Source organism: Plantactinospora sp. ZYX-F-223, from assembly GCF_039649625.1.
GTDB lineage: Bacteria > Actinomycetota > Actinomycetes > Mycobacteriales > Micromonosporaceae > Plantactinospora.
Window position 1 is genome coordinate 61953 of the sequence record NZ_JBDJAV010000017.1, and the last position, 26658, is coordinate 88610.

The 26658-nt window shown below is 72.6% G+C and carries 30 protein-coding genes and 1 tRNA gene; 15 read left to right on the forward strand and 16 right to left on the reverse strand.

Annotation, left to right across the window (positions count from 1 at the left end; translation table 11 throughout):
• Nucleotides 1-24: 24 nt before the first annotated feature.
• Both AAH979_RS18670 and AAH979_RS18675 read left to right on the forward strand, forming a co-directional pair.
• Nucleotides 25-105, forward strand: a tRNA-Leu gene (locus tag AAH979_RS18670).
• Nucleotides 106-214: 109 nt separating this feature from the next.
• Complete coding sequence (locus AAH979_RS18675) at nucleotides 215-733, forward strand: GNAT family N-acetyltransferase (RefSeq protein WP_346259395.1); 519 nt, start codon at nucleotides 215-217, stop codon at nucleotides 731-733.
• A gap of 24 nt (nucleotides 734-757) precedes the next feature.
• Here the strand turns inward: AAH979_RS18675 and AAH979_RS18680 are convergent, their stop codons facing one another.
• The 3 genes from AAH979_RS18680 to AAH979_RS18690 form a co-directional block, all read right to left on the reverse strand.
• On the reverse strand, nucleotides 758-1825 hold the full coding sequence (locus AAH979_RS18680) for an expansin EXLX1 family cellulose-binding protein (RefSeq protein ID WP_346259396.1): 1068 nt from the start codon (nucleotides 1823-1825) through the stop codon (nucleotides 758-760).
• A 132-nt stretch (nucleotides 1826-1957) separates the two neighbouring features.
• Nucleotides 1958-2794 carry an MOSC N-terminal beta barrel domain-containing protein gene (locus tag AAH979_RS18685; protein ID WP_346259397.1) on the reverse strand — a complete coding sequence of 279 codons (837 nt, stop codon included), beginning with the start codon at nucleotides 2792-2794 and terminating at the stop codon, nucleotides 1958-1960.
• A gap of 80 nt (nucleotides 2795-2874) precedes the next feature.
• Entirely contained in the window at nucleotides 2875-3723 is an 849-nt protein-coding gene (locus AAH979_RS18690) for a class I SAM-dependent methyltransferase (protein ID WP_346259398.1), read from the reverse strand.
• 51 nt (nucleotides 3724-3774) lie between these two features.
• On the opposite strand from AAH979_RS18690, the gene AAH979_RS18695 reads away from it, so the two are divergent.
• From AAH979_RS18695 to AAH979_RS18730, 8 genes are all read left to right on the forward strand, one after another.
• Nucleotides 3775-4641 (forward strand): MurR/RpiR family transcriptional regulator, encoded by an 867-nt coding sequence (locus AAH979_RS18695; protein WP_346259399.1) that lies wholly within the window; start codon nucleotides 3775-3777, stop codon nucleotides 4639-4641.
• A gap of 79 nt (nucleotides 4642-4720) precedes the next feature.
• On the forward strand, nucleotides 4721-6370 hold the full coding sequence (gene hutU / locus AAH979_RS18700; protein ID WP_346259400.1) for a urocanate hydratase: 1650 nt from the start codon (nucleotides 4721-4723) through the stop codon (nucleotides 6368-6370).
• Between the two features lie 7 nt (nucleotides 6371-6377).
• Nucleotides 6378-7601: an allantoate amidohydrolase gene (locus AAH979_RS18705; protein WP_346259401.1), complete on the forward strand. Its 1224-nt coding sequence runs from the start codon at nucleotides 6378-6380 to the stop codon at nucleotides 7599-7601.
• Nucleotides 7598-8938, forward strand: coding sequence for a formimidoylglutamate deiminase (locus AAH979_RS18710; protein WP_346259402.1), 1341 nt, complete (start codon nucleotides 7598-7600; stop codon nucleotides 8936-8938). The genes AAH979_RS18705 and AAH979_RS18710 overlap by 4 nt, the downstream gene beginning before the upstream one ends.
• A gap of 83 nt (nucleotides 8939-9021) precedes the next feature.
• A complete protein-coding gene (gene hutI, locus AAH979_RS18715; protein WP_346259403.1) occupies nucleotides 9022-10194 on the forward strand; it encodes an imidazolonepropionase in 1173 nt (390 codons plus the stop codon).
• Entirely contained in the window at nucleotides 10182-11735 is a 1554-nt protein-coding gene (gene hutH / locus AAH979_RS18720) for a histidine ammonia-lyase (protein WP_346259404.1), read from the forward strand. Before hutI ends, hutH begins: the two co-directional genes overlap by 13 nt.
• 10 nt (nucleotides 11736-11745) lie before the next feature.
• The gene (locus tag AAH979_RS18725) at nucleotides 11746-12438 is read left to right on the forward strand and encodes a hypothetical protein (RefSeq protein ID WP_346259405.1); all 693 of its coding nucleotides are present in this window, start codon (nucleotides 11746-11748) and stop codon (nucleotides 12436-12438) included.
• Between the two features lie 160 nt (nucleotides 12439-12598).
• Nucleotides 12599-12874, forward strand: coding sequence for a DUF4190 domain-containing protein (locus tag AAH979_RS18730; RefSeq protein WP_346259406.1), 276 nt, complete (start codon nucleotides 12599-12601; stop codon nucleotides 12872-12874).
• Nucleotides 12875-12955: 81 nt separating this feature from the next.
• Here the strand turns inward: AAH979_RS18730 and AAH979_RS18735 are convergent, their stop codons facing one another.
• A complete protein-coding gene (locus tag AAH979_RS18735; protein ID WP_346259407.1) occupies nucleotides 12956-13171 on the reverse strand; it encodes a hypothetical protein in 216 nt (71 codons plus the stop codon).
• A 25-nt stretch (nucleotides 13172-13196) separates the two neighbouring features.
• Here AAH979_RS18735 and AAH979_RS18740 point away from each other — a divergent pair, with 25 nt between their 5' ends.
• A complete protein-coding gene (locus tag AAH979_RS18740) occupies nucleotides 13197-13724 on the forward strand; it encodes a CGNR zinc finger domain-containing protein (protein ID WP_346259408.1) in 528 nt (175 codons plus the stop codon).
• Nucleotides 13725-13779: 55 nt separating this feature from the next.
• On the opposite strand, the gene AAH979_RS18745 is transcribed toward AAH979_RS18740, so the two are convergent.
• Entirely contained in the window at nucleotides 13780-14523 is a 744-nt protein-coding gene (locus tag AAH979_RS18745) for a helix-turn-helix domain-containing protein (RefSeq protein WP_346259409.1), read from the reverse strand.
• Between the two features lie 63 nt (nucleotides 14524-14586).
• On the opposite strand from AAH979_RS18745, the gene AAH979_RS18750 reads away from it, so the two are divergent.
• Nucleotides 14587-15168 carry a TIGR03086 family metal-binding protein gene (locus AAH979_RS18750; protein ID WP_346259410.1) on the forward strand — a complete coding sequence of 194 codons (582 nt, stop codon included), beginning with the start codon at nucleotides 14587-14589 and terminating at the stop codon, nucleotides 15166-15168.
• A 140-nt stretch (nucleotides 15169-15308) separates the two neighbouring features.
• Here AAH979_RS18750 and AAH979_RS18755 read toward each other — a convergent pair whose 3' ends face one another.
• Nucleotides 15309-16352 (reverse strand): NBR1-Ig-like domain-containing protein, encoded by a 1044-nt coding sequence (locus tag AAH979_RS18755; RefSeq protein ID WP_346259411.1) that lies wholly within the window; start codon nucleotides 16350-16352, stop codon nucleotides 15309-15311.
• A 181-nt stretch (nucleotides 16353-16533) separates the two neighbouring features.
• Between AAH979_RS18755 and AAH979_RS18760 the strand changes: the two genes are divergently transcribed.
• Nucleotides 16534-17037, forward strand: a complete 504-nt coding sequence (locus AAH979_RS18760) for a peptidase inhibitor family I36 protein (protein WP_346259412.1) — start codon at nucleotides 16534-16536, stop codon at nucleotides 17035-17037.
• A 63-nt stretch (nucleotides 17038-17100) separates the two neighbouring features.
• Here the strand turns inward: AAH979_RS18760 and AAH979_RS18765 are convergent, their stop codons facing one another.
• On the reverse strand, nucleotides 17101-18285 hold the full coding sequence (locus AAH979_RS18765) for a low temperature requirement protein A (RefSeq protein WP_346259413.1): 1185 nt from the start codon (nucleotides 18283-18285) through the stop codon (nucleotides 17101-17103).
• Nucleotides 18286-18476: 191 nt separating this feature from the next.
• Between AAH979_RS18765 and AAH979_RS18770 the strand changes: the two genes are divergently transcribed.
• The gene (locus AAH979_RS18770) at nucleotides 18477-19658 is read left to right on the forward strand and encodes a low temperature requirement protein A (RefSeq protein WP_346259414.1); all 1182 of its coding nucleotides are present in this window, start codon (nucleotides 18477-18479) and stop codon (nucleotides 19656-19658) included.
• 66 nt (nucleotides 19659-19724) lie between these two features.
• Here the strand turns inward: AAH979_RS18770 and rdgB are convergent, their stop codons facing one another.
• The 7 genes from rdgB to AAH979_RS18805 all read right to left on the reverse strand — a co-directional run bounded on the left by rdgB (nucleotide 19725) and on the right by AAH979_RS18805 (nucleotide 24733).
• Nucleotides 19725-20348 carry an RdgB/HAM1 family non-canonical purine NTP pyrophosphatase gene (rdgB, locus tag AAH979_RS18775; protein ID WP_346259415.1) on the reverse strand — a complete coding sequence of 208 codons (624 nt, stop codon included), beginning with the start codon at nucleotides 20346-20348 and terminating at the stop codon, nucleotides 19725-19727.
• Complete coding sequence (gene rph, locus AAH979_RS18780; RefSeq protein ID WP_346259416.1) at nucleotides 20345-21073, reverse strand: ribonuclease PH; 729 nt, start codon at nucleotides 21071-21073, stop codon at nucleotides 20345-20347. Before rph ends, rdgB begins: the two co-directional genes overlap by 4 nt.
• A 108-nt stretch (nucleotides 21074-21181) precedes the next feature.
• Nucleotides 21182-21928 carry an MBL fold metallo-hydrolase gene (locus tag AAH979_RS18785; protein ID WP_346259417.1) on the reverse strand — a complete coding sequence of 249 codons (747 nt, stop codon included), beginning with the start codon at nucleotides 21926-21928 and terminating at the stop codon, nucleotides 21182-21184.
• Between the two features lie 279 nt (nucleotides 21929-22207).
• On the reverse strand, nucleotides 22208-22684 hold the full coding sequence (locus AAH979_RS18790; protein ID WP_346259418.1) for a hypothetical protein: 477 nt from the start codon (nucleotides 22682-22684) through the stop codon (nucleotides 22208-22210).
• A gap of 137 nt (nucleotides 22685-22821) precedes the next feature.
• Entirely contained in the window at nucleotides 22822-23787 is a 966-nt protein-coding gene (locus AAH979_RS18795) for a cysteine synthase (RefSeq protein WP_346259419.1), read from the reverse strand.
• Nucleotides 23788-23797: 10 nt separating this feature from the next.
• Nucleotides 23798-24175 (reverse strand): MoaD/ThiS family protein, encoded by a 378-nt coding sequence (locus AAH979_RS18800; RefSeq protein ID WP_346259420.1) that lies wholly within the window; start codon nucleotides 24173-24175, stop codon nucleotides 23798-23800.
• Between the two features lie 69 nt (nucleotides 24176-24244).
• Nucleotides 24245-24733 (reverse strand): M67 family metallopeptidase, encoded by a 489-nt coding sequence (locus AAH979_RS18805; RefSeq protein ID WP_101370024.1) that lies wholly within the window; start codon nucleotides 24731-24733, stop codon nucleotides 24245-24247.
• A 178-nt stretch (nucleotides 24734-24911) separates the two neighbouring features.
• Here AAH979_RS18805 and AAH979_RS18810 point away from each other — a divergent pair, with 178 nt between their 5' ends.
• The gene (locus AAH979_RS18810; RefSeq protein WP_346259421.1) at nucleotides 24912-25772 is read left to right on the forward strand and encodes an aldo/keto reductase; all 861 of its coding nucleotides are present in this window, start codon (nucleotides 24912-24914) and stop codon (nucleotides 25770-25772) included.
• 73 nt (nucleotides 25773-25845) lie between these two features.
• Here AAH979_RS18810 and AAH979_RS18815 read toward each other — a convergent pair whose 3' ends face one another.
• Nucleotides 25846-26382, reverse strand: coding sequence for a DUF2017 domain-containing protein (locus AAH979_RS18815; RefSeq protein WP_346259422.1), 537 nt, complete (start codon nucleotides 26380-26382; stop codon nucleotides 25846-25848).
• Nucleotides 26358-26648 carry an ATP-dependent Clp protease adapter ClpS gene (clpS, locus tag AAH979_RS18820; protein WP_318401841.1) on the reverse strand — a complete coding sequence of 97 codons (291 nt, stop codon included), beginning with the start codon at nucleotides 26646-26648 and terminating at the stop codon, nucleotides 26358-26360. Before clpS ends, AAH979_RS18815 begins: the two co-directional genes overlap by 25 nt.
• Between the last annotated feature and the right edge of the window lie 10 nt (nucleotides 26649-26658).

Below are 26658 nucleotides of genomic sequence, written 5' to 3' on the forward strand. Positions count from 1 at the left end.
CAGCGGTCTAGACTTTGAGCGCGAGCGGGAGTGGTGTAATGGCAGCCACGCAGGATTTAGGTTCCTGTGCCTTCGGGCGTAGGGGTTCGACTCCCCTCTCCCGCACAGCTCGGTCTGGCCGGCGCCCGCGCGGGCGCCGGCCCCGCTGTTAGCACCGTCACGCCCGGCGCGCGGGCCGACGGGGGTAGCCGGGGGGCGGACGAGGATGGCTCGGGTGGGCATCCGCTTCGTACTCGACCCGCCGTCGACCCCCGAGTTGCGCGACGAGATCGTCCAACTGTGGACGGCGGTGACCAACGCCGGTGGCGCGGTCGGGTTCGTCGGCCCGGTAACCGAGGACGACGTCCGGCCGTTCGCGCTGGCCACCCTGCATGCGGCGGACGAGGGGCCGGACCAGCTCCTGGTCGGTTACCAGGGCGACGAGTTGATCGCGCTGCTCTTCCTCACCGACAACCGGTTCCACCTCAAGGCGCACTGGTGCGTGCTGAAGCGGGTGATGGTGCACCCCGACCGCCAGGGGTACGGCTACGGCCAGGCCCTGCTGCGCGAGGCCGAGCAGGTGGCCCGGAAGGCGGGCTGGGAGGCCCTGCACCTGACCGTCCGGGACGGCCGGGGTGTGGAGGAGTTCTACCGGCGGCTCGGCTATCGGGAGGTCGGCCGGCTGCCCGGGGCGCTCCGGGTCGGGCCGGGCGACGACCGCGACGAGATCCAGATGTGGTTGCCGCTGACCTGACGACCGGCCCTCGGGAGATGGCGGTCAGCCGCAGCCGACCGCCGGGGCGGGGCCGCCGGCCGCGCCGGCCACCGGCTGTCCGGACGGGGCCGCTCCGGTCGGCGTACCCGGGTCGGGCGTGGACGACGCGGTCGGCGCCGGGGTGGTGCTGGGGGCGGGCGAGGCGGACGGGCGCGGCGAGCCGGTACCCGCCGGGGTGGCGTCGTACATCCGTACCGTGCCGCGCTGCACCTGCCGGGGCGCCAGCCGGATACCGGTGGCGACCGCCTGGTGCCCGTAGACGTCGGTCACCCGGATCGAGTACGGCCCTGGGCCGATCCCGCCGTCGATCACCCAGTAGTTGTCCGAGCCGCGCTTCGCCGCCCGCCAGCCCGAACCGGCCCGCTTCGCCGCCACCGACTTCACCGGGTTGCCGTGGTTGCCCACCTGCACCGCGAACCAGTACTGCGACACGCCGCTCTTGAGCCGGAAGGTGAGCGGGCCGGGCAGCGGCGGGTCGACCGCCGCCCGGTAACGCACCGGGACGATGCCCTGGGACAGGTCGGCGATCTTGGCGAACGCCTGCCTGGACAGGTCGATCTTGTTGTTCGTGCAGCCCGCGCAGCGGTCCAGCACCATCACCCGGACGGTGCCCTTCGGGCCGGTCACGTCGAGGAAGCTGCCGCAGGCGGCCGAGCCGGCGTACTGGCTGGAGCCGAGCGCGACGTAGAGCCGGTTGGCCGGCGGGCCCGGCAGCGAGCAGTTGCCGCCCGAGCTGCCCCCGTCGTAGTGCGACGCCTTTCCCTTGTAGACGGTCGCACCGAGCGGCGGCCCGAGCCGCTCCACCGGCGGCCCGGCCCGCTCCACAATCGGCCCGAGCCGTTCCACCGGCGGTGCGGCCAGTGCGGCGGCGCAGGCGGCCGACTCGGAGAGCTGCCAGCAGAGCACCAGCCCGAGGACGGCGGCGAGTACCGCCGCGAAACCGCCGGCCAGCCAGCGCCACGACGGCCGCCGCCGTGACACCGCGGCACCCGCGCCCGCGCCGTCGCCAGACTGCGGGGCAGCCGCCGGGGCGCCGCCGTCCGTACTGTCGGGAAGTTCCGCCTCGGTCACCCGGGGCATGTTGCCGTAGCCGTCGCGGCTTTCGCAAGATCTCCAGCGGCCGCGAGCCGGGCCGGTCGACAGGCGCCGATGGGCCGGCGCCGGCCGCCCGGCCCGGCTACCGCCGGGCGGAAGAGGACCGCCTCAGTCGAGCGGCTGCACCGGGTCGCCGACGCTGAGCGTGCCGTTCGAACCGGCCAGGCCGGACACCGGCACCAGGTTCTGGCCGAAGACCAACTGCTGGTTGATCCGGCGGTACTTCGCCAGGGTGCGCAGCGGCTCGCGGCCGCGTACCCCGATTTCCTGGTCCGTGGTGGTGACCAGGCAGCGGCCGCAGGGCTTGGCCACCCGGAACGTCACCGGACCGATCCGGAGCCGGCGGCCGGTCCAGCCATCCTCGGCCCACGGGTCGGCCCCGCCGACCACCACGTTGGGGCGGAACCGGGTCATCGGTAGCGGCGCCTCGACGTTGCCGGATTCGACCAGGGACTCGTTCAGCGCGTCCAGCGAGGCGCGGTTGGCCAGCAGCAGCGGGTAGCCGTCGGCGAAGCTGACCCGGTCGGCGGGGTCGGCCAGACCGGTGTCCGGGATCGGGCGCACGGTCGGGTCGCCGAGCCAGACCAGCCGGACCTTCCGGTCGAGCAGCCGGGAGAGCCAGTCGTCGGCTGCCGGCTCCGCCCGCCGGGCCGGCGCGGCGGGCATGTTCGAGAAGACGCGTACCGCGACCGGCTCGCCGTCGGTCGGCTCGGTGACCTCCAGCGCGGACCGGCCGGCGGCGCGCAGCACCAGCCCGCCGGGGCGGAGTTCGGGGCGGATGGCCACCAGACCGGTCGCCTGGCGCTGGGTGACGCCGATGCCGTCGTCGTCCACGATCATCCAGCGCCGGTCGCCGGCCAGGCCCCACGGCTCGACCCGGGCGGCGTCGAGGTCGAGGCGGTAACAGCCCTTGACCGGGTACGTGTGCAGGGAGACCAGCCGCATGGTGTTCACCCTGCCACAGCGGTTCGGGTGGTCGGGTAGGTGGTTTCCGGCCACCGGGCGCGGAGCGCGGAACCGGACGCCTACCAGGCGATGCCGATCCCGTCGCCCGGGTACCAGTGCTGAGCCGGGGTCTCCCGGTAGGCGAGGAAGCGGCGGCCGGTCTTCTCGGCGTGCTCGGCGAGCACGTTGGTCACCGTGACGTTGTCGGTGAGCAGCCGGGCCCCGGAAGCCAGCTTCGGGGACACGGCCTGGAACTCCCGGCGTTCGTGCCCGGTGCTGTGGTTGCTGTCGTGCAGGAAGAGGTCGACCGGGCGGTCCAGCGCCTTGATCGAGGCGAGCGAGTCCCCGATCACCAGGTCGACCACGCTGGCCCAGGGCTCGGCCTTGGCCAGGTAACCGGCCTCCGGGTTGATGTCCAGCGAGGTGACCCGGCCCGGCTCGCCGTCGGTCGCGTTGCGCAGCAGGGCCGAGGCGAGTACGCAGGTGCCGAGCCCCTTGTCGACCCCGGTCTCCACGACGTGCCTCGGCCGGATGGCCCGGACGATCGCGTACCAGCCGATCCGGCGGGCGTACCGGACGCGCCGGTCGGCCAGCCCGCGCCGGTAGGAGGCGGCGGTGGACTGCTCGATGTGCCGCCGCAGCGGCTCGTCCTGCTCGATCTCGGTGAGGTACGCCCGCACCTGTTTGACCGGTACGTCACAGGTCAGGCTGACGAACCAGGCGAGGTGCTCCCGGCTGAGCGTGGTCAGGTCGTAGGTGTAGTTGTGGTGCTCGCGGGAGGTGAGCAGCCACTTGGCCGAGAGAGTGATCACCCGGGCGTCGTGCCGGGCCACCCGCATGAACCGCTTGGGGAAGGCGGCAACGGGGGCGAGGCGGGTGCGGGCGATCGCACGCCGGAGATCACCCCACCCATCCCGAGGTTTTGTCACGTTCCCGGGTCCCCATTGCCCTCTGAATTATTTCATGCATACAGTCTTCTTGTGAATGACAGCGCTGTCATCGCGGCGCCGCCGATGGACCGCGTGCTCGACCTGTTCCAGGGCATCCGGCTGACGCCGACCCAGCGACGGATCGCGCACAGCCTGGTCCAGCACGCCGCCTCCGCCGCGTACCTCTCCGCGGCCGAGGTCGCCGAACTGGCCAAGGTCAGCCAGCCCTCGGTGACCCGGTTCGCCATGGCCCTCGGTTACGACGGTTATCCGGCGCTGCGCCGCCGACTCCGGGAGATCGCCGCCGCCGGCTACGGCCGGCCCGACCTCGGGATGCCGGCCGGCAACGAGATGCAGCGGGCGATCCGCGCCGAGGCCGACAACCTGGACCGGCTCGCCGAGCAGCTCGCCGACCGGGACGGGGTGACCGCCGCCGGCACGCTGCTGGCCGGCAGCCGCCCGCTGGTCGTACTCGGGTTGCGCGCCGCCGCCCCGCTGGCCGGCTACTTCGCGTACTTCGCGGCGAAGGTGCATCCGGACGTACGGGTCCTCGACTCCGGCGGGACGCTGCTGACCGACCGGCTGGAGCAGGCCGGGGCGGCCGGGGCGAGCGCGCTGCTCGGCATCGTGCTGCCCCGCTATCCCCGGGAGTCGCTGGACGCGCTCCGGGAAGCCCGCGCGGCCGGGATGTCGGTGGTGGTGATCACCGACTCGGCGGTCAGCCCGGCCGCCGAGTACGCCGACATCGTGCTGCCGGCCGCGGTCGGCGCCCAGCTCGTCTTCGACCTGCACACCGCGCCGATGGCGCTGTCGATGGTGCTGCTCCAGGCCGTCTGCGACGCCGCACCGGCCGACGCCCAGCGCCGGCTGGAGGAGTTCGAGCAGTCGGCCGCCCGCCGCCAGTTGTTCGTCGGATAACACCGGCAGTCGCCGATCCCGCAGCACCGCCCCGCACCGCACACCACCATCGAACCGTTCCACTGCAGGAGGAGTTGACATGCCCGAGCCGATCCGCGCCGCCCGCGGCACCACCCGGACCGCCGCCGGGTGGCCGCAGGAGGCGGCGCTGCGGATGCTGATGAACAACCTCGACCCGGAGGTGGCCGAGCGCCCCGACGACCTGGTCGTGTACGGCGGGACCGGCCGGGCGGCCCGGGACTGGCCGTCGTACCACGCACTGGTCCGGACGCTCGGCTCGCTCGCCGACGACGAGACGATGCTGGTGCAGTCGGGGCGGCCGGTCGGGGTGCTGCGGACCCACGAGTGGGCGCCCCGAGTGCTGATCGCCAACTCGAACCTGGTCGGCGACTGGGCCACCTGGCCGGAGTTCCGCCGCCTCGAACAGCTCGGCCTGACCATGTACGGCCAGATGACCGCCGGCTCGTGGATCTACATCGGCACCCAGGGCATCCTGCAGGGCACCTACGAGACCTTCGCCGCCGTGGCCGCCAAACGGTTCGGTGGCTCGCTGGCCGGCACCCTGACCCTGACCGCCGGCTGCGGCGGGATGGGCGGGGCGCAGCCGCTCGCGGTGACCATGAACGGCGGCGCCTGCCTGATCGTCGACGTCGACCCACAGCGGCTGGCCCGCCGGGTCGCCACCCGCTATCTGGACATCGTGGCCGACTCGCTCGACGAGGCGGTCGCGCAGGTCCTCGCCGCCAAGCGGGAGCGCCGGGCGCTCTCGGTCGGGGTGGTCGGCAACGCCGCGACCGTCTTCCCCGAACTGCTCCGCCGAGGCGTGGAGATCGACGTCGTCACCGACCAGACCAGCGCGCACGACCCGCTGTCGTACGTCCCGGAGGGGCTGGAGCTGGCCGACGCCGCCGAGCTGGCCCGGGTGAAGCCGGCCGAGTACACCGAGCGGGCCCGGGCCGCCATGGTCACGCACGTCGCCGCGATGGTCGGCTTCTCCGACGGCGGTGCCGAGGTCTTCGACTACGGCAACTCGATCCGGGGCGAGGCGCAGCTCGGCGGGTACGACCGGGCGTTCGCGTTCCCCGGCTTCGTGCCGGCGTACATCCGGCCGCTGTTCAGCGAGGGCAAGGGACCGTTCCGCTGGGCGGCGCTCAGCGGTGACCCGGCCGACATCGCCGCCACCGACCGGGCGGTGCTGGAGCTGTTCCCGGAGAACGAGTCGCTGGCCCGGTGGATCCGGCTAGCCGGCGAGCGGGTCGCCTTCCAGGGCCTGCCGGCCCGGATCTGCTGGCTCGGCCACGGCGAGCGGGACCGGGCCGGGGTCCGGTTCAACGAGATGGTCGCCAGCGGCGAGCTGACCGCCCCGGTGGTGATCGGCCGGGACCACCTGGACGCCGGGTCGGTCGCCTCGCCGTACCGGGAGACCGAGGCGATGGCGGACGGCTCCGACGCGATCGCCGACTGGCCGCTGCTGAACGCGCTGGTCAACACCGCCAGCGGCGCCTCCTGGGTGAGCATCCACCACGGCGGCGGGGTCGGCATCGGCCGTTCCATCCATGCCGGCCAGGTCTGCGTCGCCGACGGCAGCCCGCTGGCCGGGCAGAAGATCGAGCGGGTGCTCAGCAACGACCCGGCGACCGGCGTACTCCGGCACGTCGACGCCGGCTATCCGGAGGCCGTCGCGGCCGCCGCCCGGGGCAACCTGCGTATCCCGATGGCCGAAGGGTAGGCGGGCGTTGACGTCGAACCCGATCCCGGTGCACACCTGGTTTCCCCGGCTCTGGGCGGAGATCGCCCCGATCGGCCGTGACCCGGGCACCGGCGGCTACCTCCGGTACGGCTTCACCGAGCCGGTACGGGAGTTGGAGCGGTGGTTCCGCGGCGTCGCCGAGGCCGACGGGGCGCACACCGTGGTGCCGGACGGCAACGGCAACCTGATCGCCTGGTACGGCCCGCCGCCCGAGCAGGGCGACGCCGTGCTGCTCGGCAGCCACTTCGACTCGGTACCGCACGGCGGCGGCTACGACGGCCCGCTCGGCATCGTCAGCGCCCTGCTGGCGGTACGGGCGCTCCGGGCGGAGGGGCGGGAGTTCCGCCGCCCGGTCGGGGTGGTGGCGTTCGCCGAGGAGGAGGGCTCGCGGTTCGGCGTACCGTGCCTCGGCTCCCGGCTGCTGACCGGGGCGCTCGATCCGGACCGGGCGGCGGCGCTGACCGACCGGGACGGCGTCACCCTGGCCGAGGCGATGGGCGGTCGGCCGGCGGGGGCCCGACCGGAGCTGCTGGACGGGATCGGCGCCTTCGTCGAGCTGCACGTCGAGCAGGGCCGGGCGCTGGTCGACCTCGGCGCGCCGGTCGGGGTGGCCAGCGGCATCTGGCCGCACGGCCGCTGGCGGCTGGACTTCACCGGCGAGGCCAACCACGCCGGCACCACCCGGATGGCCGACCGGCGTGACCCGATGCTGACCTACGCCTTCACCGTGCTGGCGGCCAACAAGGAGGCCCGACTGCGCGGTGCGCACGCCACGATCGGCCGGGTCGAGGTGGAACCGAACGCCACCAACGCGATCCCGGCCCGGGTCCGCGGCTGGCTGGACGCCCGGGCCGCCGACGCTGGCACCCTGGAGGCGCTGGTCGAGGGGGTACGGGCCAAGGCCGCCGACCGGGCCACCCGGGACGGTACGACACTGACCGTCACCCGCGAGTCGCTCAGCCCACTGGTCGAGTTCGACGGCGGACTGGTCAAGGCGTTCCGCGAGGTGCTCGCCGAGGGCGTACCGGTGCTGCCGACCGCCGCCGGGCACGACGCCGGGATCCTGGCCGAGCACGTGCCGACCGCGATGCTCTTCGTGCGGAACCCGACCGGGGTGTCGCACTCCCCGGCCGAGGCGGCCGGCGACGACGACTGTGCCGAGGGCGTACGCCGGCTGGCCGACCTGCTCGCCCACCTGGCCGCCGGATGACCGCCACCGAGCCGGCGCGCTACCACGCCGAGTACGCCTGGCTGCCGGACCGCCCCGAGCCCGACTCCGACGTGCTGATCGAGGTGGTCGACGGCCGGTTCGGCAGGGTCACCGCCGGGGTGCCGGTGCCGCCGCCGGACGCCCGGCGGCTGCCCGGGCTGACCCTGCCGGGGCTGGCCAACGCGCACTCGCACGCCTTCCACCGGGCGCTGCGCGGGCGCACCCACGGCGGCCGGGGCGACTTCTGGGCCTGGCGCAGCCAGATGTACGCGGTCGCCGACCGCCTCGACCCGGAGCGTTACCTCGCGCTGGCCCGGGCGGCGTACGCCGAGATGGCGCTCGCCGGCATCACCTGCGTCGGCGAGTTCCACTACCTGCACCACGCTCCGGGCGGCGCCCCGTACGCCGACCCGAACGCGATGAGCGCGGCGCTGGTCGAAGCCGCCGCCCAGGCCGGTGTCCGGCTCACCCTGCTGGACACCTGCTATCTGACCGCCAGCGTGGACGGTAAGCCGTTGGCCGGGCCGCAACTGCGGTTCGGTGACGGCGACGCGGTGCGCTGGGCCGAGCGGGCCGCCGCCTTCACCCCGGCCGGCGGGCACGCCCGGGTCGGTGCGGCGATCCACTCGGTCCGGGCGGTACCCGCCGACCAGTTCGCCGAGGTGGCCAGCTGGGCCGCCGACCGGGCCGCCCCGCTGCACCTGCACCTCTCCGAGCAGCCGGCCGAGAACGAGGCGTGCCTGGCGTACCACGGGCAGAGCCCGACCGCGCTGCTGGCCGAGGCCGGCGTGCTCGGCCCGGCCACCACGGCGGTGCACGCCACCCACCTGACCGGCCCGGACGTCCGGGTGCTCGGCCGCAGCGGCACCGGGATCTGCGTCTGCCCGACCACCGAACGGGACCTGGCCGACGGGGTGGGGCCGATCCGGGAGCTGGCCGACGAGGGCAGCCCGATCAGCCTCGGCAGCGACAGCCACGCGGTGGTCGACCTCTTCGAGGAGGCCCGGGCGGTGGAGCTGAACCTGCGGCTGGCCACCCTGACCCGGGGCCACGTCACCCCGGCCGAGCTGCTGCACGCCGCGACCGGGGGGCACGCCGCGCTGGGCTGGCCGGACGCCGGCGCTCTGGCGCCCGGCGGCCGGGCCGACCTGGTCACCGTGCGGCTGGACACCGCCCGGACCGCCGGGGTGCCGCCGGTCGGGATCTTCTTCGCGGCCGGCGCGGTCGACGTGACCGACGTGCTGACCGACGGCCGGCCCGTGGTCCGGGACGGGCGGCATGCGACGGTCGACGTCCCGGCCGAGCTGGCGGCGGCGATCGCGGCGGTGACGCGATGAACCTGCTGATCGGGACGGTGGCCCCGTGAACCTGCTGATCGGGACGGTGGCCCTGTGAACCTGCTGATCGGGACGGTGGCCCCGTGAACCTGCTGATCGACAACATCGGCGAGCTGGTCACCAACACCGGGATCGGCGAGGGCGGGCCGCTCGGCATCCGCCGCAAGGCGGCGCTGCTGGTCGAGGAGGGCGAGGTCGCCTGGATCGGCCCGGCCCGGTACGCCCCGGCCGCCGACCGGCGGATCGACGCCGACGGCGCCGCGGTGCTGCCCGGGTTCGTGGACAGCCACGCCCACCTGGTCTTCGCCGGGGACCGGGCCGCCGAGTTCGCCGCCCGGATGGCCGGCGAGCCGTACACCGGGGGCGGCATCCGGACCACCGTCGCTGCCACCCGGGCCGCCGACGACGACCGGCTCCGCGGCACCGTCGGGCGGCTGCGCGCCGAGGCGGTCCGGCAGGGCACCACCACGATCGAGATCAAGAGTGGGTACGGGCTCAGCGTCGCCGACGAGGCCCGCTCGCTGCGGATCGCCGCCGAGTTCACCGCCGAGACGACGTTCCTCGGCGCCCACGTCGTGCCGCCGGAGTACGCCGACCGGCCGGACGACTACGTCGGACTGGTCTGCGGGCCGATGCTCCGGGCCGCGCTGCCGTACGCGAAGTGGATCGACGTCTTCTGCGAACGGGGCGCCTTCGACGCCGACCACGCCCGGGCGATCCTCACCGTCGGGCAGGCCGCCGGGCTCGGGGTGCGGGTGCACGCCAACCAGCTCGGTCCCGGGCCGGGGGTGCAGCTCGGGGTGGAGCTGGGCGCGGCCAGCGTCGACCACTGCACGCACCTGTCCGATGTGGACGTGGACGTGCTGGCGATGTCGGAGACGGTGGCGACGTTGCTGCCCGGCGCGGAGTTCTCCACCCGGTCGCCGTACCCGCACGCGCGGCGGCTGCTCGACGCGGGGGTGACGGTGGCGCTGGCCACGGACTGCAACCCCGGGTCGTCGTACACCTCGTCGATGCCGTTCTGCATCGCGCTCGCGGTCCGGGAGATGGGCATGACCCCGGCGGAGGCGGTCTGGGCGGCCACCGCCGGTGGCGCGCGGGCGCTGCGCCGCGCGGACGCCGGAGTGCTCCGTCCGGGGGTACCGGCCGACCTGAGCATCCTCGACGCGCCCTCCTATCTGCACCTGGCCTACCGGCCCGGTGTTCCACTGATCAGCCAGGTCCTGCACAACGGAGTACCGCAATGTCAACCGTGACCCGACCCGTCGTCACCGTCCAGCCCACCGGGATCTCCCCGGCCGACGTGCTGGCGGTGGCCCGGGGCACCGCCACCGTCGTCCTCGATCCGTCCACCCTGGACGCCATGGCGGCCAGCCGGGCGATCGTGGACCGGATCGAGCAGACCGGCCGCCCGGTGTACGGCGTCTCGACCGGGTTCGGCGCGCTGGCCACCACCTTCGTCGCCCCGGAGCGTCGGGCCGAGTTGCAGCACGCGCTGATCCGCTCGCACGCCGCCGGGGTGGGCGCCCCGATGCCCCGCGAGGTGGTCCGGGCGATGATGCTGCTGCGGATCCGCTCCCTCGCCCTCGGCCACTCCGGGGTACGCCCCGAGCTGGCCCGGGCGCTGGCCGACCTGCTCAACGCCGACATCACCCCGTGGGTGCCGGAACACGGCTCGCTCGGTGCCTCCGGCGACCTGGCCCCGCTGGCGCACTGCGCGCTGGTGCTGCTCGGCGAGGGCTGGGTGCTCGGCCCGGACGGCAGCCGGCAGGACGCCCCGGCGGCGCTGCGCGCGGCCGGGCTGCGCCCGGTGACACTGGCCGCCAAGGAGGGGCTGGCGCTGGTCAACGGCACCGACGGGATGCTCGGAATGCTGTTGCTGGCGGTCGCCGACGCACGCCACCTCCTCACGATGGCCGACGTGACGGCGGCACTGGCCATCGAGGCGATGCTCGGCTCGGACCGGCCGTTCCTGCCGGAACTGCACGCGATCCGCCCGCATCCCGGGCAGGCGGTGTCGGCGGCCAACATCCACCGGCTGCTCCAGAGTTCGTCCATCATGGACTCGCACCGGGACGACCTGTCGCACGCCGTGCAGGACGCGTACTCGATGCGCTGCGCCCCACAGGTCGCCGGGGCGGCCCGGGACACCCTCACCTTCGTCGACCAGGTCGCCGGCCGGGAACTGCGCTCGGTGGTGGACAACCCGGTGGTACTCCCGGACGGCCGGGTCGAGTCGACCGGCAACTTCCACGGCGCCCCGCTCGGCTTCGCCGCCGACTTCCTGGCCATCGCCGCCGCCGAGGTCGGGGCGATCGCCGAACGACGGGTGGACCGGCTGCTCGACGTCACCCGGTCCCGGGAGCTGCCGGCGTTCCTCTCCCCCGACGCCGGGGTCAACTCCGGGCTGATGATCGCCCAGTACACCGCCGCCGGCATCGTCGCGGAGAACCGGCGGCTCGCCGCACCCGCCTCGGTCGACTCGCTGCCGACCAGCGGCATGCAGGAGGACCACGTCTCGATGGGCTGGGCGGCGGCCAAGAAGCTGCGTACGGTGCTGGAGAACCTGACCAGCCTGCTCGCGGTGGAACTGATCGCCGGGGTACGCGGCCTGCAGTTGCGGGCCCCGCTGACGCCGTCCCCGGCCGGTCGGGCAGCGCTGGCGGCGCTGCGGGAGGCAGTCGGCGAGCCGGGGCCGGACATCTTCCTCGCCCCGGTGATGGAGGCGGCCCGGGCGGTGATCGCCGGGCCGGAGTTGCGGGCCGCGATCGAGGCGGAGGTCGGCCCCCTGGGGTAGAACATCCGGCATGGGTTACGAGACATGGTTCACCGGCCGGGTCAGCATCTCCCCACCACTCAACCCGGCCGAGGTCCGTTACCTGACCCGGTTCGCCGAGGTCCGGCACATGCACCGGACCAAGGGACCGTACTTCGTCGACGGCGGCGGCTACGCAGGGCAGGACATCGAGCCGGACGTACTCGACGGCGGCAGCGAGCCACCGCCCGGGCAGCCCGGCCTCTGGTGCCAGTGGGTGCCGTCCGAGGACGGCTGCACCCTCGGCTGGGACGAGGAGGAGAAGTTCTACGACGCCGAGCGCTGGATGGCGTACCTGGTCGACACCTTCCTCAAGCCCGGCGCCACGCTCGCCGGGGAACTCGCCGCGCCGCTTCCGGAGCGGGTCTACGCCGACGAATTCGCGGAGTTCACCTTCGACCATGTGGTCAACGGTGTGATCGAGGCCCAGGGCGACGAGCCGGACGACCGGTGGCGGCTGGAGGTGCGGGACAACGTCGTCTACGCGGTCCACTACGCGGCACCGCCCGACTACGACGAGATCGACGCGGCGGATCCCGGCGAGTGGGGCGACGCCCAGTGGACGGAATACCATGCCAGGACCCGGCACAACGTCGCGTACGTGGTGCGGAACGGCGAGGTGGTCGAGGTCGACCCGGCGGACGGGCTCAGCTTCGCCCCGGTCGACGGGCCGGACGAAGGCTGACGGCGGAGCTGTCCGGTAGGTGCTCGCCGGCTACCGCTGGCGGGCCACCTCAAGGCGGTCTACTCCCCAGTGGTCGCTACGGCTCGACTTCCGCTCGGAGCGTTACGGGGCTGAGCCGTCTGGGTAACTCCCCTGTGGACACCCACACCGAGGAGGACAAATGGCATCGCAGAGCACCGGCGGGGCGGCCGGGCAGGCAGGTGGGTCGGTTCGCGGCACCAACGTGATGGCGATCCTCTCCCTGGTCTTCGCCTTCGTCTTCGCGCCACTGGGCATCGTCTTCGGCGTCGTCGCCAAGCGGCAGATCCAGCAGACCGGCGAGCAGGGCAGCGGGCTCGCCAAGGCGGGCTTCTGGCTGGGCATCGTCTTCACCGCACTCACCGTGCTCTGGTTCGTCCTCATCGCCGTCGTCGCGGCGGCCTCGAACGGAAGCTGAGCGCAGCGCGAACACCCGGGGTGGTTCGTCCGGTCCGGTCGCGGGCCGGCGGAACCACCCTGCGGCGTTTCACCTGGTACGTCACCTGCGCCAACGCCGCCGGCTGAACCAGCCCGGGCCGCCCGCCGCGAACGTGCTGACCGGCGCTCGGGCGACCCCGGTCGGCACCGCCGACGGTCGTGCCGTCCCGGCCAGCAGCCGCCACATCCCGCAGTGGCACGACTGGTAGCTCACGATCCCGTCACTGGTCCGGTGGCGTGACCGGGTCCGCCAGAGGTGCCCGTTCTCGTCGTTCATGGTCCGAGCCTGCTGTAATGGCATTGTGCATCTCAACCCTTACGGGCAGGACGCCGTACGACTGATCGCCGACCTGGCCAACGACCCGCCCCGCTCCCTGCCCGACCTGGTACGCCGGTGCGGCGCCGCCGGGCTGGTGCTGGACATGCCCGTCGGCGAGCAGGACCTGACCGTGGCCCTGGAGCTGGTCGACCAGTGGTCCGAGATCGTCGACGCCACCGAGCCGGCCCAGCGGGCCGCCCTGGTCAACCGGCTGCTGGCGGCGGCGTCGGCGTACCCCCGGCTCACCGACCACGGCGGTACCGGATGGCACCTGCACTACCGGGACGAGGGCGTACCGCTCGGTGCGGTGCTGCGGGCCCTGGTCAGCGTCGGTACCGCGCTACACCTCGCCGGGCGGGGAATGTCCCGGCTCGGCCGCTGTGCCGCCGACGGCTGCCGGACCATCTACGTCGACACCTCTCGGGGCGGCCAACAGCGGTACTGCTCGCCCCGCTGCGCCAACCGCGACGCCGTCCGCCGCCACCGGGCGGCCGAATCCGTTAGATCTTGACGACTTTTTGTCGCTCCAACCGCAACAAGTCGTCAAGATCTTGGCGGGGTGGATGTCAGTAGCGGGCGGCGTAGTGGGTGGGCGACTCGCCGAACATCTTCCGGAAGTCGCGGGTGAAGTGCGCCTGGTCGGCGTAGCCGAGTTCGGCGGCGAGCGCGGCCCAGTCGACCGGTTCGCCCCGGGCCAGCCGCTCGGTCACCTCGCGCAGCCGGTAGCGCCGGATCACCCACTTCGGCCCGATCCCGACGTACTCGGCGAAGAGCCGCTGCACCGCCCGAACGCCGGTCCCGAGGTGCTCGGCGAGCGCGTCCACCCGGTTGATCCGGCCAGTGGCGGCGATCGTGGCGACGATCTCCGCGACCTCCGCCGCCCGGGGATCGGGCTCGGGCCGGCGGCGCCGCAGAAATTCCTCCACGTTCGGCACGTCGAGCGGATCGGGCAGGTCGCCCGGAAAGACCTCCGCCGCGTCGATCGACCGGTCGGTGATCGTCGAGACCGGCGCGCCCAGGAAGGGCCGGAAGCAGCCCGGCCGGAACGCCACCCCGAAGACCCCGTCGACGCCGGTCAGCACCCTGACCTGGTGCCCGCTGCTGACGCCGGTCACGATCCCGCGACCGCCGCGGAACGTCAGGTGCACGTTCGGGTACGGCACGATCAACTGCCGGTACGGCTCGGGGTACTCCCAGGAGACGATCCAGTAGCGCTCGACGTACGGGGCGAGGTCCGGCGACGGGGTCGCGAAGGCGTGCCGTTGGTATCTGGTCCACGCCCCGCCGAGTTCGCGTACGTCCCTCCGCACTCCCGCCAGGGTATGTCGCGTTCGTTCAAGACGACCGCCACACCTCGTGGTGTGCTTGCCGACATGCCTGACGCACCATTCGTGGCCAGGGCGGCCGCACCGCTGATCGAGATCATCCGCGACATCGAACCCGACCAGCTCGACAACCCCACCCCGTGCGCCGAGTACGACGTCCGGAAGCTGGTCAACCACCTGCTGTTCTGGGGTCCGTCGCTGGAGGGTGCCGGGCGGAAGGAGACCGTACCGCCGCCGGCCGGCAGCGAGACGGAGCTGGACCTGACCGGGGACGACTGGACCGCCGACCTGGCGGCGCTGGTGGAGCGGATCGCCGGCACCTGGGCCGAGCCGGCCGCCTGGGACGGCACCACCCACATGGGCGGCCCGACGGAGCTACCGGCCGCGCTGGTCGGCGGGATGATCGTGACCGAGCTGGTGGTGCACGCCTGGGACCTGGCGAAGGCGACCGGGCAGCGCCCGAGTTGGGACGACGACCTGCTCGGCTACGTGCACGACGAGGTGGCGAAGACCGCCGAGCAGGGCCGGCAGATGGGTGTCTACGGGCCCGAGGTCGCGGTCCCGGCCACGGCGCCGACCCTGGACCGGATCCTCGGAGTCGTCGGCCGCGACCCCGCCTGGAGCCGCTGACCGCTGACCCGCCGACCGGCTTCGGTCCGGAGCCGCTGACCCGATGACCCGCCGACCGGCTTTGATCCGGAGCCGCTGACCCGACGACCGGCTCCGGTCCGGAGCCGCTGACCCGTCGGCCGGTCGACCGGCCTTCCGGCTCAGAGCGGGCTCGGAGTGCCGGTCGTGGCGTCGACGTGGACCAGGAAGAACAACGGTCGGGCGGTGGGAAAGAGCTGCCGGCCGAGTGCGTCGACCATCTTCCAGCGAACCATGCAGGTGGTCGGCGCGGACGGCGCGGTCACGGCGACGGTGATCCACACCCGCTCGTTGGGCAGCGTGTCGCCGATCGGGATCCGCTCCGGGGTCCGGCAGCTCCCCGGCTGGGCCGGCACGTCCTCCCGCTGGAGATAGCGGTTGCGCCAGGACACCGTACCGGCGTTCTGGATCTCCCAGACCTTCACGAAGTTCTCGCCGACCCGTACCCGGGTGCCGTCCGGGATGGTGACGTCGGTGATGAACCGGCTCCGGTCGCCGTCGATCAGCGGTCCGGTCGGCACCCCGGCCGGGGCGGTGGTGCCGGTGCCCGCCGACGCGACGCCGGTCGGGGCGCCGGACCGCTCGGGGTCGGGCCGGGCGGCGACGAGCAGGGCCACCGCCAGCAGCGTGCCCGCCAGGGCCAGCGCCCCCAGCGCGACCGCCCCGCCGAGCCGGGCCGAACCGGGCCGGCCCCACCCCCGGCCAAGACGACGACCCCACGCCGCCACCACCGGGGATTCGCGGGTCATCGGCACTGAACCTTTTTCCACCTGGACCGCGCGGCGCTCACGCACCGCGTCCGACCTTGCGGTCCGCCGGACCGCAAGGGGAGGTTGAAAAAGGTTCACCGATCCGGATTCTCCGGTGGCCGGTGGGGTGGAGTCGGCGGCGGGGCGGGCCGACTCCCAGCTGGCCCGCCACGCCGTCTCGTCGCCGTGGCACGCCCGGACGAATTCCCGAGTGGTCTCCCAGGACGGGAATCGCGTTCCGGAGGCCGCCTCGTGCAGCGTGGTGTGCGAGATCGACCGGGACATCGCGGCCATTCGCCGAAACGACGGGTTTCCCGCCCCGGCGCGCAGTCGGCGTAATGCGTCGGCGAATTCGGTGACCGGGTCGGGTGGTCCGGCGGAAATGCGGTCCCGATCCGGATCGTCGCTGGCACGCATCCAGACCCCCACCTTGTCAGAAGCGTTGTCAGCCTACGTCAGACCCTACCGTACAACGGGACGGCGGCCGAGCCTCGAAGCACAAGGGACGTCGATCCGACAGCGAGAGATTGGCGCTGCCGGATTCCGATGACCAATGAACATCAATCGGAAATGGCCTCGGAAGAAAGCGGGAAAGAGAATGAGAATACGTTTCACCGCCACCGTCGGCACGATGCTCACCCTCGCCGTCGCCTCGACCGTCCTCGGCACCTCCACCGCGTACGCCGCCGGGCCGGACGGCGCGGCCGCGCCGCACTGCGCGTACAACGCGGACACCGCGGAGCTGGCCTGTGCCGCCACGCCGGAGCAGGCCAGGAGGGACGTGGGGAGCCGGGCCAGCTATCTCGTGGCGCAACTGTGGAAGGACGCCGGCTATCAGGGCGGGACGCTGCGCTACTACAAGTCCCGGGCCTGCACCGCCACGATGGCCGACCGGGAGATCTCGGTCCCGGTCGTGCCGGCGGGCTGGAACGACAAGCTCACCTCGGTGAAGACCGATCGCAGCACCGCCAGCACCAGGTGCTCGGTACGGATCTACCAGCACGGTCGCTTCACCGGTCCGTCGTTCACCGTCAACCACTACACGCCGAACCTCGGCGGCTTCGGCTGGAACGACCACGCCTCCTCCTGGTACATCAGCTGAGCCGAGCATCGGCGCGTACCGTCCGGGGTGTCCCGCCGTCGGGGCACCCCGGCCCGGCGGCGGTTACCGGGTCGCCGGCCTCGGCGGATTGGTCAGGGTCTGGATCAGGTTCGACGTCGCGATGCCGGCCAGCACACCTACCACGGTGAGCCCGACCATGACCGGTGGCAGCAGGGGTGTCGCCGCCGCCAGACCGGCCAGCAGGAGCAGCCCGACCAACCGGGCCCGGTTCACGTGGGCGAAGACGGTGTAGTCGAGCAGCGCCCGGCCGACCAGGAAGAGTGCCGGGCCGCCCAGAATGACCGCCGCCAGGGCCGGCGGCGTGTCACCGAACGGCTGGCGGATGACGAGTTGACTGGCGACCGAGGTGCCGACGATGCCGGCCACCATGACCAGGTGGACGAAGGCGGTGATCTCGCTGAGCCGGGCCGGGTTGGCGGCCCTGGCGATGGTGCCGGTCATCAACTGCCCGGCCCGGTAGATGTAGATGCGCCAGATCAGCACCGTGGTCGTGAAGACCACCACCAGGGCCACCGCCCGGTCCCGGGTGTAGCGGCCCTCGCTGAACTCGCTGCCGACCAGGAAGAGCGACGCCCCGAGCGCGACGATCACGAACTGCCGGTAGCGCTCGGCGACCCGCTCCCCGACGCGCCGGGGTTCCCGGGGCGGCCGGCGCCACGCCCAGGGGGTGGGCCAGCCGAGCACGACGCCGAGGTATTCGACCGCGAGCGCCACCGCCCAGAGCGTCGCCCGGGTCCCGGCGTTCGCCTGGAGCCCGCCGATGATCCACGGTACGGCGGCGACCGCCTCCCAGAGCATCGTCCGGTGGGTGCGGGTGCGTGCCGCGCCCGACGGGACCAGGGTGTAGTAGAGCCCGCTGCCGAAGTGGATCGCCAGGTAGGTGACGGCGAACAGCAGCCCACCCTCCTGGTACGCCTCCGGCACCGTACCGGCCAGCAGCAGGCTGCCCGCCATCACGCCGACGACCTGCGGCACCACCGTCGGCCGGGTCAGGTCCAGCAGGTCACCGGCCCAGGTGGCGAGCGCCCAGATCAGCGTGAACGCCAGGAACAGCACCACGGCCCGACCGGTACCGCCCCAGCTCAGGTCGTTGAGCAACTCCTCGGTGACGACGATCAGCGCGAAGATGTACGCCAGGTCGAAGAAGAGCTCCAGGTACGTCGGACGGGTCGGATCGGGCCGGGCCGAGGCGGGGGCGGGTTCACCGGCCTCACCGCGCATCGCCATCGGTCAGCCCGTTTCCCTCCCGGCGCGCGCCCGCCCCGTCCCGACAGCGCCCGACCCGGCACGTCACCGCCCCGAGACTAGAGGTTTCGCTCTCTGCTAACGCCCGGTTTTGTAGGTTTAGGGGCGTCGGGAGTCCGGCCCCGCCGCGGGCGAACGGATGCCTCGGGAAGGTCGGCAGGAGGCCAGAACCCGTGACGACCAGCGAATTGCCGAGGATCCTCCGCCGGCGCGACGAGCCCGAGTACCCGACCTTCCTGGAACTCTTCTTCGACCTGGTCTACGTGTTCATGCTCTCCCGGCTCTCGCAGGGGCTGGCCGAGGATCCCAGCGTCCGCACCGCGGCGCAGATGGCCGTGCTGCTGCTCGCGGCGTGGTGGGTCTGGGTCTTGACCGCGTGGCTCACCGACCTGTTCAATCCCCGGCTACCGGTGATCCAGGCCCTGGTGCTCGTCGTCATGTTCGGCACCCTGGTGATGGCGGTCACCGTACCGAGGGCCTTCGACGAGCTGGGCTTCGTCTTCGTCGCTGCGTACTTCGGCATCCACCTGGCCCGGGGCGCGGTGCTGATTCCGGGTACCCGGGTGCACCGGGCGATCCAGGCCCGCAGCGTCCGGGTCTTCTTCTGGTTCGTCGTCACCGCCGGGCTGTGGGTCGGCGGCGTGTTCGCCGAGGGTACGACCCGATTGGTGCTCTGGGCGGCGGCGGTCGCGGTGGACCTCGGATCGGCCCGGATCGGCTGGCCCACCCCGCGACTCGGCCGCACCGAGCTGGCCAGCCAGATCTTCACCGGCAACCACCTGGCCGAGCGGCATCGGGAGATCTTCCTCATCGCGCTCGGCGAGCTGATCCTGACCGCCGGCGCCGGTCTCGCCTTCGACCGCACCGGGGAGATTCGGCTCGCCGTCTGCGCGGTGGCCTTCGGCAACGCCGTACTGCTGTTCCTGCTCTACTTCCACCGCATAGAGCAACTGCTGTCCCCCCGGAACGTGTCGTCGGTGGAGCGGGTCCGGCCGGGCACCTCGACCTCGTACACCCACCTGGTGATGGTGGCCGGCACCGTGGTGGTGTCCGCCGGCACCACCCTGGTGCTCGGCCGTCCGCTCGGCCCGGCGCCGGTGGCCTGGATAGTCACCCTGCTCGGCGGCCCGGCGCTCTTCCTGCTCGGCACCTGCCTGTTCGACTACGTGGTGACCGGCCGGCTCTTCCGGCCCCGCCTGGTCGCGATCCTCGCACTCGCCGCGCTCGGCCCCGCGATGCCGCTGCTCCCGCCGCTCGGGATCATGGTCGTGGCGAACCTGGTCCTGCTGGTCACCCTGCTGGCCGAGCTGACCGTGCTGGGGCACCGGCTGCCCGGAAGCCCCGGACCGGCCTGACCGACCTGTTCCGACCGGCACGGGATGGCGATCGCCGGCTGCCCGGTTCGGGTGCGGGGCCGCCCGCTACGGGCGGCCCGGCTCCGGCAGTACCTTGGCGATCACCTTCGCCAACGCCCGCAGTGCCTTGCCCCGGTGGCTGATCGCGTCCTTCTGCTCCGGGGAGAGTTCGGCGTTCGTCCGGTCCTGCCCGTCGGCGAGGAAGATCGGGTCGTAGCCGAAGCCGCCCTCGCCACGGGGCGCCCGCAGCAGCCGTCCGGTCTGCCGGCCGTCGACCAGGTGCTCCTTGCCGCCGGGCAGCACCAGGGCCGCCGCGCAGACGAAGGCGGCGCCCCGGTGCTCGTCCGGTACGTCCGAGATCTGCGCGAGTACCAGCTCCAGGTTGGCCCGGTCGTCGCCATGCCTGCCGGACCAGCGGGCGCTGAACACCCCGGGCATGCCGTTCAGGGCGTCCACCGCCAGCCCGGAGTCGTCGGCGATCGTCGGCAGGTTGCTCCACTTGACGCCTTCGCGCGCCTTGAGCAGGGCGTTCTCCCCGAAGGTCAGTCCGGTCTCCGGAACCTCCTGGTACTGCGCGACGTCGGCCAGCCCGACGAGCTGGATGCGCTGCGGGCCGAGGGCGTGGTCGAGGATCCGCTGGAGTTCGGTCAGCTTCTTGGCGTTCCGGGTCGCCAGCAGCACCTTGGTCATTCGGCCAGCGCCTTCCGCTGGGCGTCGGTCAACTCGGCGCAGCCGAGCACACCGAGGTCGAGCAGCGCGTCGAGTTGCTCGCGGGCGAAGACGCCGGCCTCGCCGGTCCCCTGCACCTCGACGAAGTCCCCGGTGCCGGTGCATACCACGTTCATGTCCACCTCGGCCGCCACGTCCTCAAGGTAGTTCAGGTCGAGTCGCGGCTCGCCCTCCACCACGCCGACGCTGACCGCCGCCACCGACCGGTGCATCACCTTCGCCGGCTTGCCGGCCAACGCCTTCCGCTCGGCCAGCCAGTTCACCGCGTCGTGCAGCGCGACGTACGCCCCGGTGATCGCGGCGGTCCGGGTGCCGCCGTCGGCCTGCAACACGTCGCAGTCCAGCACGATCGAGTTCTCGCCGAGCGCCTTCAGGTCGATGCAGGCCCGCAGGCTCCGGCCGACCAGCCGGGAGATCTCGTGGGTACGGCCGCCGATCTTGCCCCGGACGCTCTCCCGGTCCGAGCGGGTGGTGGTGGAGCGGGGCAGCATCGAGTATTCCGCGGTGACCCAGCCCAGGCCGGAACCCTTGCGCCAGCGCGGCACCCCCTCGGTGACACTCGCCGTGCAGAGCACCCGGGTGTCGCCGAACTCGACGAGTACGGACCCCTCGGGATGGATGCTCCAGCGTCGGGTCAGGGTCACCGGTCGGAGTTGGTCGGGCCGCCGCCCGTCAGGTCGCGCCATCCCCGCAGCCTATGTGCTCGCCCGATCGCGCCGCCCGAGGGTGCCCCCGGCGCCCACGTGCCGGGTCGGGGCCGGGCGGGTGGGTCCGGCGGCGGGCAGATCTCGGGGCTACACCTCGTACCGGGCGCCGGGCCGGACGATCTCGACCGGGCCGGCAAAGGCGGAGAGCGCCGCCTCGTGGGTCACCGCTTCGCTGCCCCAGGCGGCGACCAGGTGGGTCAACAGCAGCTTGCCCACCTCCGCCTTGGCGGCGGCCTCGCCCGCCTCGCGCCCGGTCAGATGCAGGTCGGGCGGGTTCTCCACCCCGTCCAGATAACTTGCCTCGCAGAGGAACAGGTCGGCGCGGTGGGCCAGGCGGAGCAGCGACTCGCAGGGGGCGGTGTCCGAGGAGTAGCAGAGCGACCGGCCGCCGTGCTCCAGCCGCACCCCGTAGGTTTCCACCGGATGGTTGACCCGGTCGACGGTCACCGCGAACGGCCCGATGGGGAACGTCCCGGGTTGCAGGCCGTAGAAGGTGTAGACGTCGTCGAGCAGGCCCTCGTCCAGGCTGTACGCGTTGGCGAGCCGGTCCGGCGCGCCGCTCGGGGCGTACACCGGCAGCGGCGGGTAGGGGCCGTCCGGGGCGTACCGCCGGACCACGATGTACGGGACCGCGTCGAGGATGTGGTCGCCGTGCAGGTGGGTCAGCAGGATCGCGTCGACCGCCTTCAGCCCGACATAACGTTGTAACGCGGAGAGCGAGCCCGAGCCGAAGTCGAGCAGCAGCCGGAAGCCGTCGGCCTCGACCAGATAGGCCGAACAGGCCGCTTCGGGGCCCGGGAAACTGCCCGCACAGCCGAGGATGGTCAGTCGCATCAAGTCGCCCCGCCATTACTGATGGTCACGGACAGCCCGCCGACCAATGCGCGAACGATCAACGCCGGAAGGTCTGTCACGGTGCGCAGCCTACGCCGCGACACCTGGGCACAAGAAAGATCTGGGTACAGTTGTCGTCAACGTGACATCCGGTCTGGGCGACCCGGCCCGGTACGGGTTAGACGCCGCAAACGGCCCGACCATTACGTTCCGTCACCTTCGACGGGCATGTCGGTATCCGCCTCCGACCCCGCCGAGGGCACCCTCGGTCACCGTCGCCTACAGGCAGCACCAGCAGTACAGATTGTCCCCGGCGGCCCGCGCCGCCCGAGCCAGTGCGACCAGTTCGGCGAGGGTAGAGGCCAGCAGTTGCGGTTCGGGCGGGTGCCAGGCGAACTCCTCGATGGCGGCCCACCGGGCGGCCAGTCCCGGCACCTGGTCGTCGGTCACGCCGGCCAGTGCGTCCCGGGCCCGCTCCCCCACGGTGAACACCCACGGGCCCTCGTATTCTCGCTGGTCGATCTGGTCCGGGGGCGGCCAGACCAGGTCGGTCGGCACCAGGTCCGTCCTCCACTGCTTGCCGAGGACGAATCCGACCAGCCGGCCGAGGGTCACCGTCGGCTCGATGCCCTTGAGGTCCAGCACGCCGGTCTCGGGATGGGCCGCCGGGTCCAGCGCGTGTCCCCCGGTCGCCGTCATCAGCGCCAGCACGGCGTCCGCGTCCCGCGCGCGGAAGTAGTCGTACAGCACGCCCATCGAAGACCTCCCCGGTGGTTCCCGCCACCGTCGTGGTCGCGGTCGGGAAGATCAGACCACCGGGGTACGACAGCGGGCCGGAACCCCGCCGGCCGGGTCGGTTCGGTGCACCGCGCCCGGCCGGACGGGTTCGCCGGTCAGGCCCAGAGCTGGCCGTCCAGCGCGTCCTCGGCGTCGGCGAGGGTGCCGCCGTAGGCGCCGGTCGACAGGTATTTCCAGCCGCCGTCGGCGACCACGAACGCGACGTCGGCCCGGCGGCCGGCCTTGACCGCCTCGTGCGCCACGGCAAGCGCGGCGTGCAGGATCGCCCCGGTGGAGAACCCGGCGAAGATCCCCTCCACCTCGACGAGCTGCCGGGTACGCAGCACCGCGTCCCGGGTACCGACCGAGAAGCGCCGGGTCAGCACGCGGGCGTCGTACAGCTCCGGGACGTAGCCCTCGTCGATGTTGCGCAGCCCGTAGACCAGTTCGCCGTACCGGGGCTCGGCGGCGACGATCTCGATCTCGTCGACCTTCTCCCGCAGGTAGCGCCCGGTCCCCATCAGGGTGCCGGTGGTGCCCAGCCCGGCGACGAAGTGCGTGATCGTGGGCAGGTCGTGCAGCAGCTCCGGACCGGTGGTCTCGTAGTGCGCCTGCGCGTTGCCCGGATTGCCGTACTGGTAGAGCATCACCCAGTCGGGGTGCTCGGCGGCGATCTGCTTGGCGGTCGCCACCGCCTGGTTGGAGCCGCCGGCGGCCGGCGAGAAGATGATCTCGGCGCCGTACATCCGGAGCAGTTGGACCCGCTCCGCCGAGACGTTCTCCGGCATCACGCAGACCAGCCGGTAGCCCCGGAGCTTCGCCACCATGGCCAGCGAGATCCCGGTGTTTCCGCTGGTCGGCTCAAGGATCGTGTCACCCGGCCGGAGCCGGCCGGCCCGCTCGGCCTCGCGGACCATGAACATCGCCGGCCGGTCCTTGATGCTGCCGGTCGGGTTCCGGTCCTCCAGCTTCGCCCAGAGCCGCACCGGCGGTGCCCCGTCGGGCACCGTCGGCGACAGGCGGGGCAACCCCACCAGCGGAGTACCGCCGCACGCGTCGAGCAGGCTCTCGTACCGCGTCATGGCGGCCTCCTCAGCGAGCGGCGGACGCGGCCGGCACTGACGTGCCGGGCCCGATGTTCGCGGCTGCCGCCGCACTGTGCCCGATGATCGCCGCGGCTGCGGCGAAGCCGAACGCGCCGCCGGCCACGGCCGGCAGGATGGTGACGGTGTCCCCGTCGGAGAGCTTGGCGTCCAGCGCGCCGAGGAACCGGACGTCCTCGTCGTTGACGTAGACGTTGACGAAGCGGTGCAGCGCCCCCTGCTCGGTGACCAGCCGGCCACGCAGACCGGCGTATTTACCGTCCAGGTCGGACAGGAGTTCGTTGATGGAGTCGCCGGACCCCTCGACGACCTTGGCGCCGCCGGTGTAGCTGCGCAGGATGGTGGGGATGCGAACCTCGATGGCCATGACTGATGTGCTCCTTGGAACGACGGAGTGGGGGAACGGACTACGAAAACGGCTGCTGAGCTGCGGAAGTCAGCGGCCGGAACACTCGTAGTCGACCGTCGCCGGGCTCTGCCCGAACATGTACGACTGCACGGCGTTCGGGTCCACCGTGGCGTCGACGACCCTGACCGGCTCCTCGGTCACCACCCCGTCCACGATCCGGAACGAACGGATCTCCTCGGTCTCCGGATCACGGGTGGAGACCAGCAGATAGTGCGCGCCCGGCTCTCCGGCGAAGGAGATGTCGGTGCGGGACGGATAGGCCTCGGTCGCGGTGTGCGAGTGGTAGATGACCACCGGCTCCTCGTCGCGATCGTCCATCTCCCGCCAGACCCGCAACTGCTCCATCGAGTCGAACTCGTAGAACGTCATGGACCGTGCGGCGTTCACCATCGGGATGTGCCGGGTCGGGGTGTCGGCGCCGGCCGGGCCGGCGACCACGCCGCACGCCTCGTCGGGGTGGTCCCGGCGGGCGTGCGCGACGATCGCCTCGACTATCGACCGGTCGATGCTCAGCACAGGCCCAGCCTACCGCCTGTCGGGCCGGTCGGGAGCGGTCGAGCTCGGCCGACGGGAGTGGCCGACCTCACGTGATCCCACGTGGCGGGCGGTGCCAGCCTGTGACAGAAAGAGTGCGACGGGAAGGCCCGGTCGCGCCGGGCCGCCGGCCGGGTGTCCGAGTGGAGGAGGTAGTGCGATGAACTCACGCCGCATCGGGAACACCGAGGTGAGCGCCATCGGTCTCGGCGGCATGCCGATGTCGATCGAGGGACGGCCGGACGAGGAACGCTCGATCCGTACCATCCACGCCGCGCTGGATGCCGGCGTCACCCTGATCGACACCGCCGACGCCTACCACCTGCACGCCGACGAGGTGGGGCACAACGAGTCGCTGATCGCGAGGGCGCTGGCCAGCTACGGCGGGGACACCTCCGGGGTACTGGTCGCCACCAAGGGCGGGCACCTGCGGCCCGGCGACGGAAGCTGGTCGGTGAACAGCTCACCGGAATATCTCAGGAGCGCCTGCGAGGCGTCCCTCAAGCGGCTCGGGGTGGAGGCGATCGGGCTCTACCAGCACCACCGCCCCGACCCCCGGGTCCCGTACGCCGATGCGATCGGCGCGATCCGGGACCTGGTCGACGCCGGCAAGGTCCGGATGGCCGGCATCTCCAACGCCAACCCGGAGCAGATCCGGCAGGCCCGGGAGATCCTCGGCGACCGGCTGGTCTCGGTGCAGAACCAGTACTCCCCGGCGTTCCGCAGCTCGGAGCCGGAGCTGGCGCTCTGCGACGAGCTGGGACTGGCCTTCCTGCCCTGGTCCCCGCTGGGTGGGATCTCCCGGGCCGGCGAGCTGGGCAGCCGGTTCGCGCCGTTCGCCGAGGTCGCCGCCGCCCGGGGCGTCAGCCCGCAGCAGGTCTGCCTGGCCTGGCTGCTGGCCAGGTCGCCGCGGGTGATCCCGATCCCCGGATCGAGCCGGCCGGAGACCATCCGGGACTCGGTGGCCGCCACCGAACTCCAGCTCGACCCGGACGAGCTTGCCGCCCTGGACCGGGCCTGAACCGCCCGGACGGGCCCGAACCGCACGAACCGGCGCCGCGCCAACGCACGACGCGCGGCGCCGGCCTGGACGGTCAGTCGGCGAGCTTGCCGTCGACCAGCGCGGTGAGCAGCGACTCCTGGAGATAGCCCAGGTAGGCGTAGATGGAGAGCTGGAAGACCCGGGTCGAGGTCGGGTCGTGCAGCACCGCGTCGTCCAGTTCGTCGCCGAGGTCGGTGTCGGCGGAGATGTCCAGGCGTACGCCCATGGCCAGCCGGGCGTCGTTGAGGGCCCGCAGCCACGCCTCGGCTGCCTCGGCGTCGAGGCGTACCTCGCCGCCGGTCACCGGGGGCAGCGCGGCGAGTACCGCGCCCGCCTGGTCGATCTTGCCGGTCTTCAGGTCGCCCTCGGTGTACTGCCTGAACTCGGCCGAGTCACCCGGGCTCTCCGGATAGGTGTCCGGGAAGAGCCGTCCGACGACCGGGTCGGAGTGGTCGAAGCCATCGGTGAGCAGGCCGACCACCTCGGAGGCGACCTTGCGGAGCACCCGCACCTCGTCGGCGGCGAACGTGGCGACGCAGTGCTCGCCCTGTCGACGAAACGTACTCACGCCCGGTCCACCGTCGCCCACAGCCCGTACGCGTGCAGCTGGGACGCGTCGTGCTCCATCCGCTCGCGGGCGCCGCTGGACACCACCGCCTTGCCCTTGTTGTGCACGTCGAGCATCAGCTTCTCGGCCTTCTCGTGGCTGTAGCCGAAGAGTTTCTGGAACACCCAGGTCACGTACGACATCAGGTTGACCGGGTCGTCCCAGACGATCGTCACCCATGCCCGGTCGGCGACCGGCACGTCTTCGGTGTCCGGCGCGTCGACCGGTGCAACCTGTGGAGCCGCCATGCCCCCCATC

Bases quoted from the DNA above. Each gene is read 5' to 3' on its own strand.
- AAH979_RS18735 (WP_346259407.1), bottom strand. From the start codon at position 13,171: ATGAACGACGAGAACGGGCACCTCTGGCGGACCCGGTCACGCCACCGG.
- AAH979_RS18710 (WP_346259402.1), top strand. From the start codon at position 7,598: ATGACCGCCACCGAGCCGGCGCGCTACCACGCCGAGTACGCCTGGCTG.
- rdgB (WP_346259415.1), bottom strand. From the start codon at position 20,348: ATGACCAAGGTGCTGCTGGCGACCCGGAACGCCAAGAAGCTGACCGAA.
- AAH979_RS18725 (WP_346259405.1), top strand. From the start codon at position 11,746: ATGGGTTACGAGACATGGTTCACCGGCCGGGTCAGCATCTCCCCACCA.
- AAH979_RS18800 (WP_346259420.1), bottom strand. From the start codon at position 24,175: ATGGCCATCGAGGTTCGCATCCCCACCATCCTGCGCAGCTACACCGGC.
- clpS (WP_318401841.1), bottom strand. From the start codon at position 26,648: ATGGCGGCTCCACAGGTTGCACCGGTCGACGCGCCGGACACCGAAGAC.
- AAH979_RS18685 (WP_346259397.1), bottom strand. From the start codon at position 2,794: ATGCGGCTGGTCTCCCTGCACACGTACCCGGTCAAGGGCTGTTACCGC.
- hutU (WP_346259400.1), top strand. From the start codon at position 4,721: ATGCCCGAGCCGATCCGCGCCGCCCGCGGCACCACCCGGACCGCCGCC.
- rph (WP_346259416.1), bottom strand. From the start codon at position 21,073: ATGGCGCGACCTGACGGGCGGCGGCCCGACCAACTCCGACCGGTGACC.
- AAH979_RS18790 (WP_346259418.1), bottom strand. From the start codon at position 22,684: ATGGGCGTGCTGTACGACTACTTCCGCGCGCGGGACGCGGACGCCGTG.
- AAH979_RS18785 (WP_346259417.1), bottom strand. From the start codon at position 21,928: ATGCGACTGACCATCCTCGGCTGTGCGGGCAGTTTCCCGGGCCCCGAA.
- AAH979_RS18810 (WP_346259421.1), top strand. From the start codon at position 24,912: ATGAACTCACGCCGCATCGGGAACACCGAGGTGAGCGCCATCGGTCTC.
- AAH979_RS18795 (WP_346259419.1), bottom strand. From the start codon at position 23,787: ATGACGCGGTACGAGAGCCTGCTCGACGCGTGCGGCGGTACTCCGCTG.
- hutH (WP_346259404.1), top strand. From the start codon at position 10,182: ATGTCAACCGTGACCCGACCCGTCGTCACCGTCCAGCCCACCGGGATC.
- AAH979_RS18750 (WP_346259410.1), top strand. From the start codon at position 14,587: ATGCCTGACGCACCATTCGTGGCCAGGGCGGCCGCACCGCTGATCGAG.
- AAH979_RS18755 (WP_346259411.1), bottom strand. From the start codon at position 16,352: ATGCGTGCCAGCGACGATCCGGATCGGGACCGCATTTCCGCCGGACCA.
- AAH979_RS18760 (WP_346259412.1), top strand. From the start codon at position 16,534: ATGAGAATACGTTTCACCGCCACCGTCGGCACGATGCTCACCCTCGCC.
- AAH979_RS18765 (WP_346259413.1), bottom strand. From the start codon at position 18,285: ATGGCGATGCGCGGTGAGGCCGGTGAACCCGCCCCCGCCTCGGCCCGG.
- AAH979_RS18730 (WP_346259406.1), top strand. From the start codon at position 12,599: ATGGCATCGCAGAGCACCGGCGGGGCGGCCGGGCAGGCAGGTGGGTCG.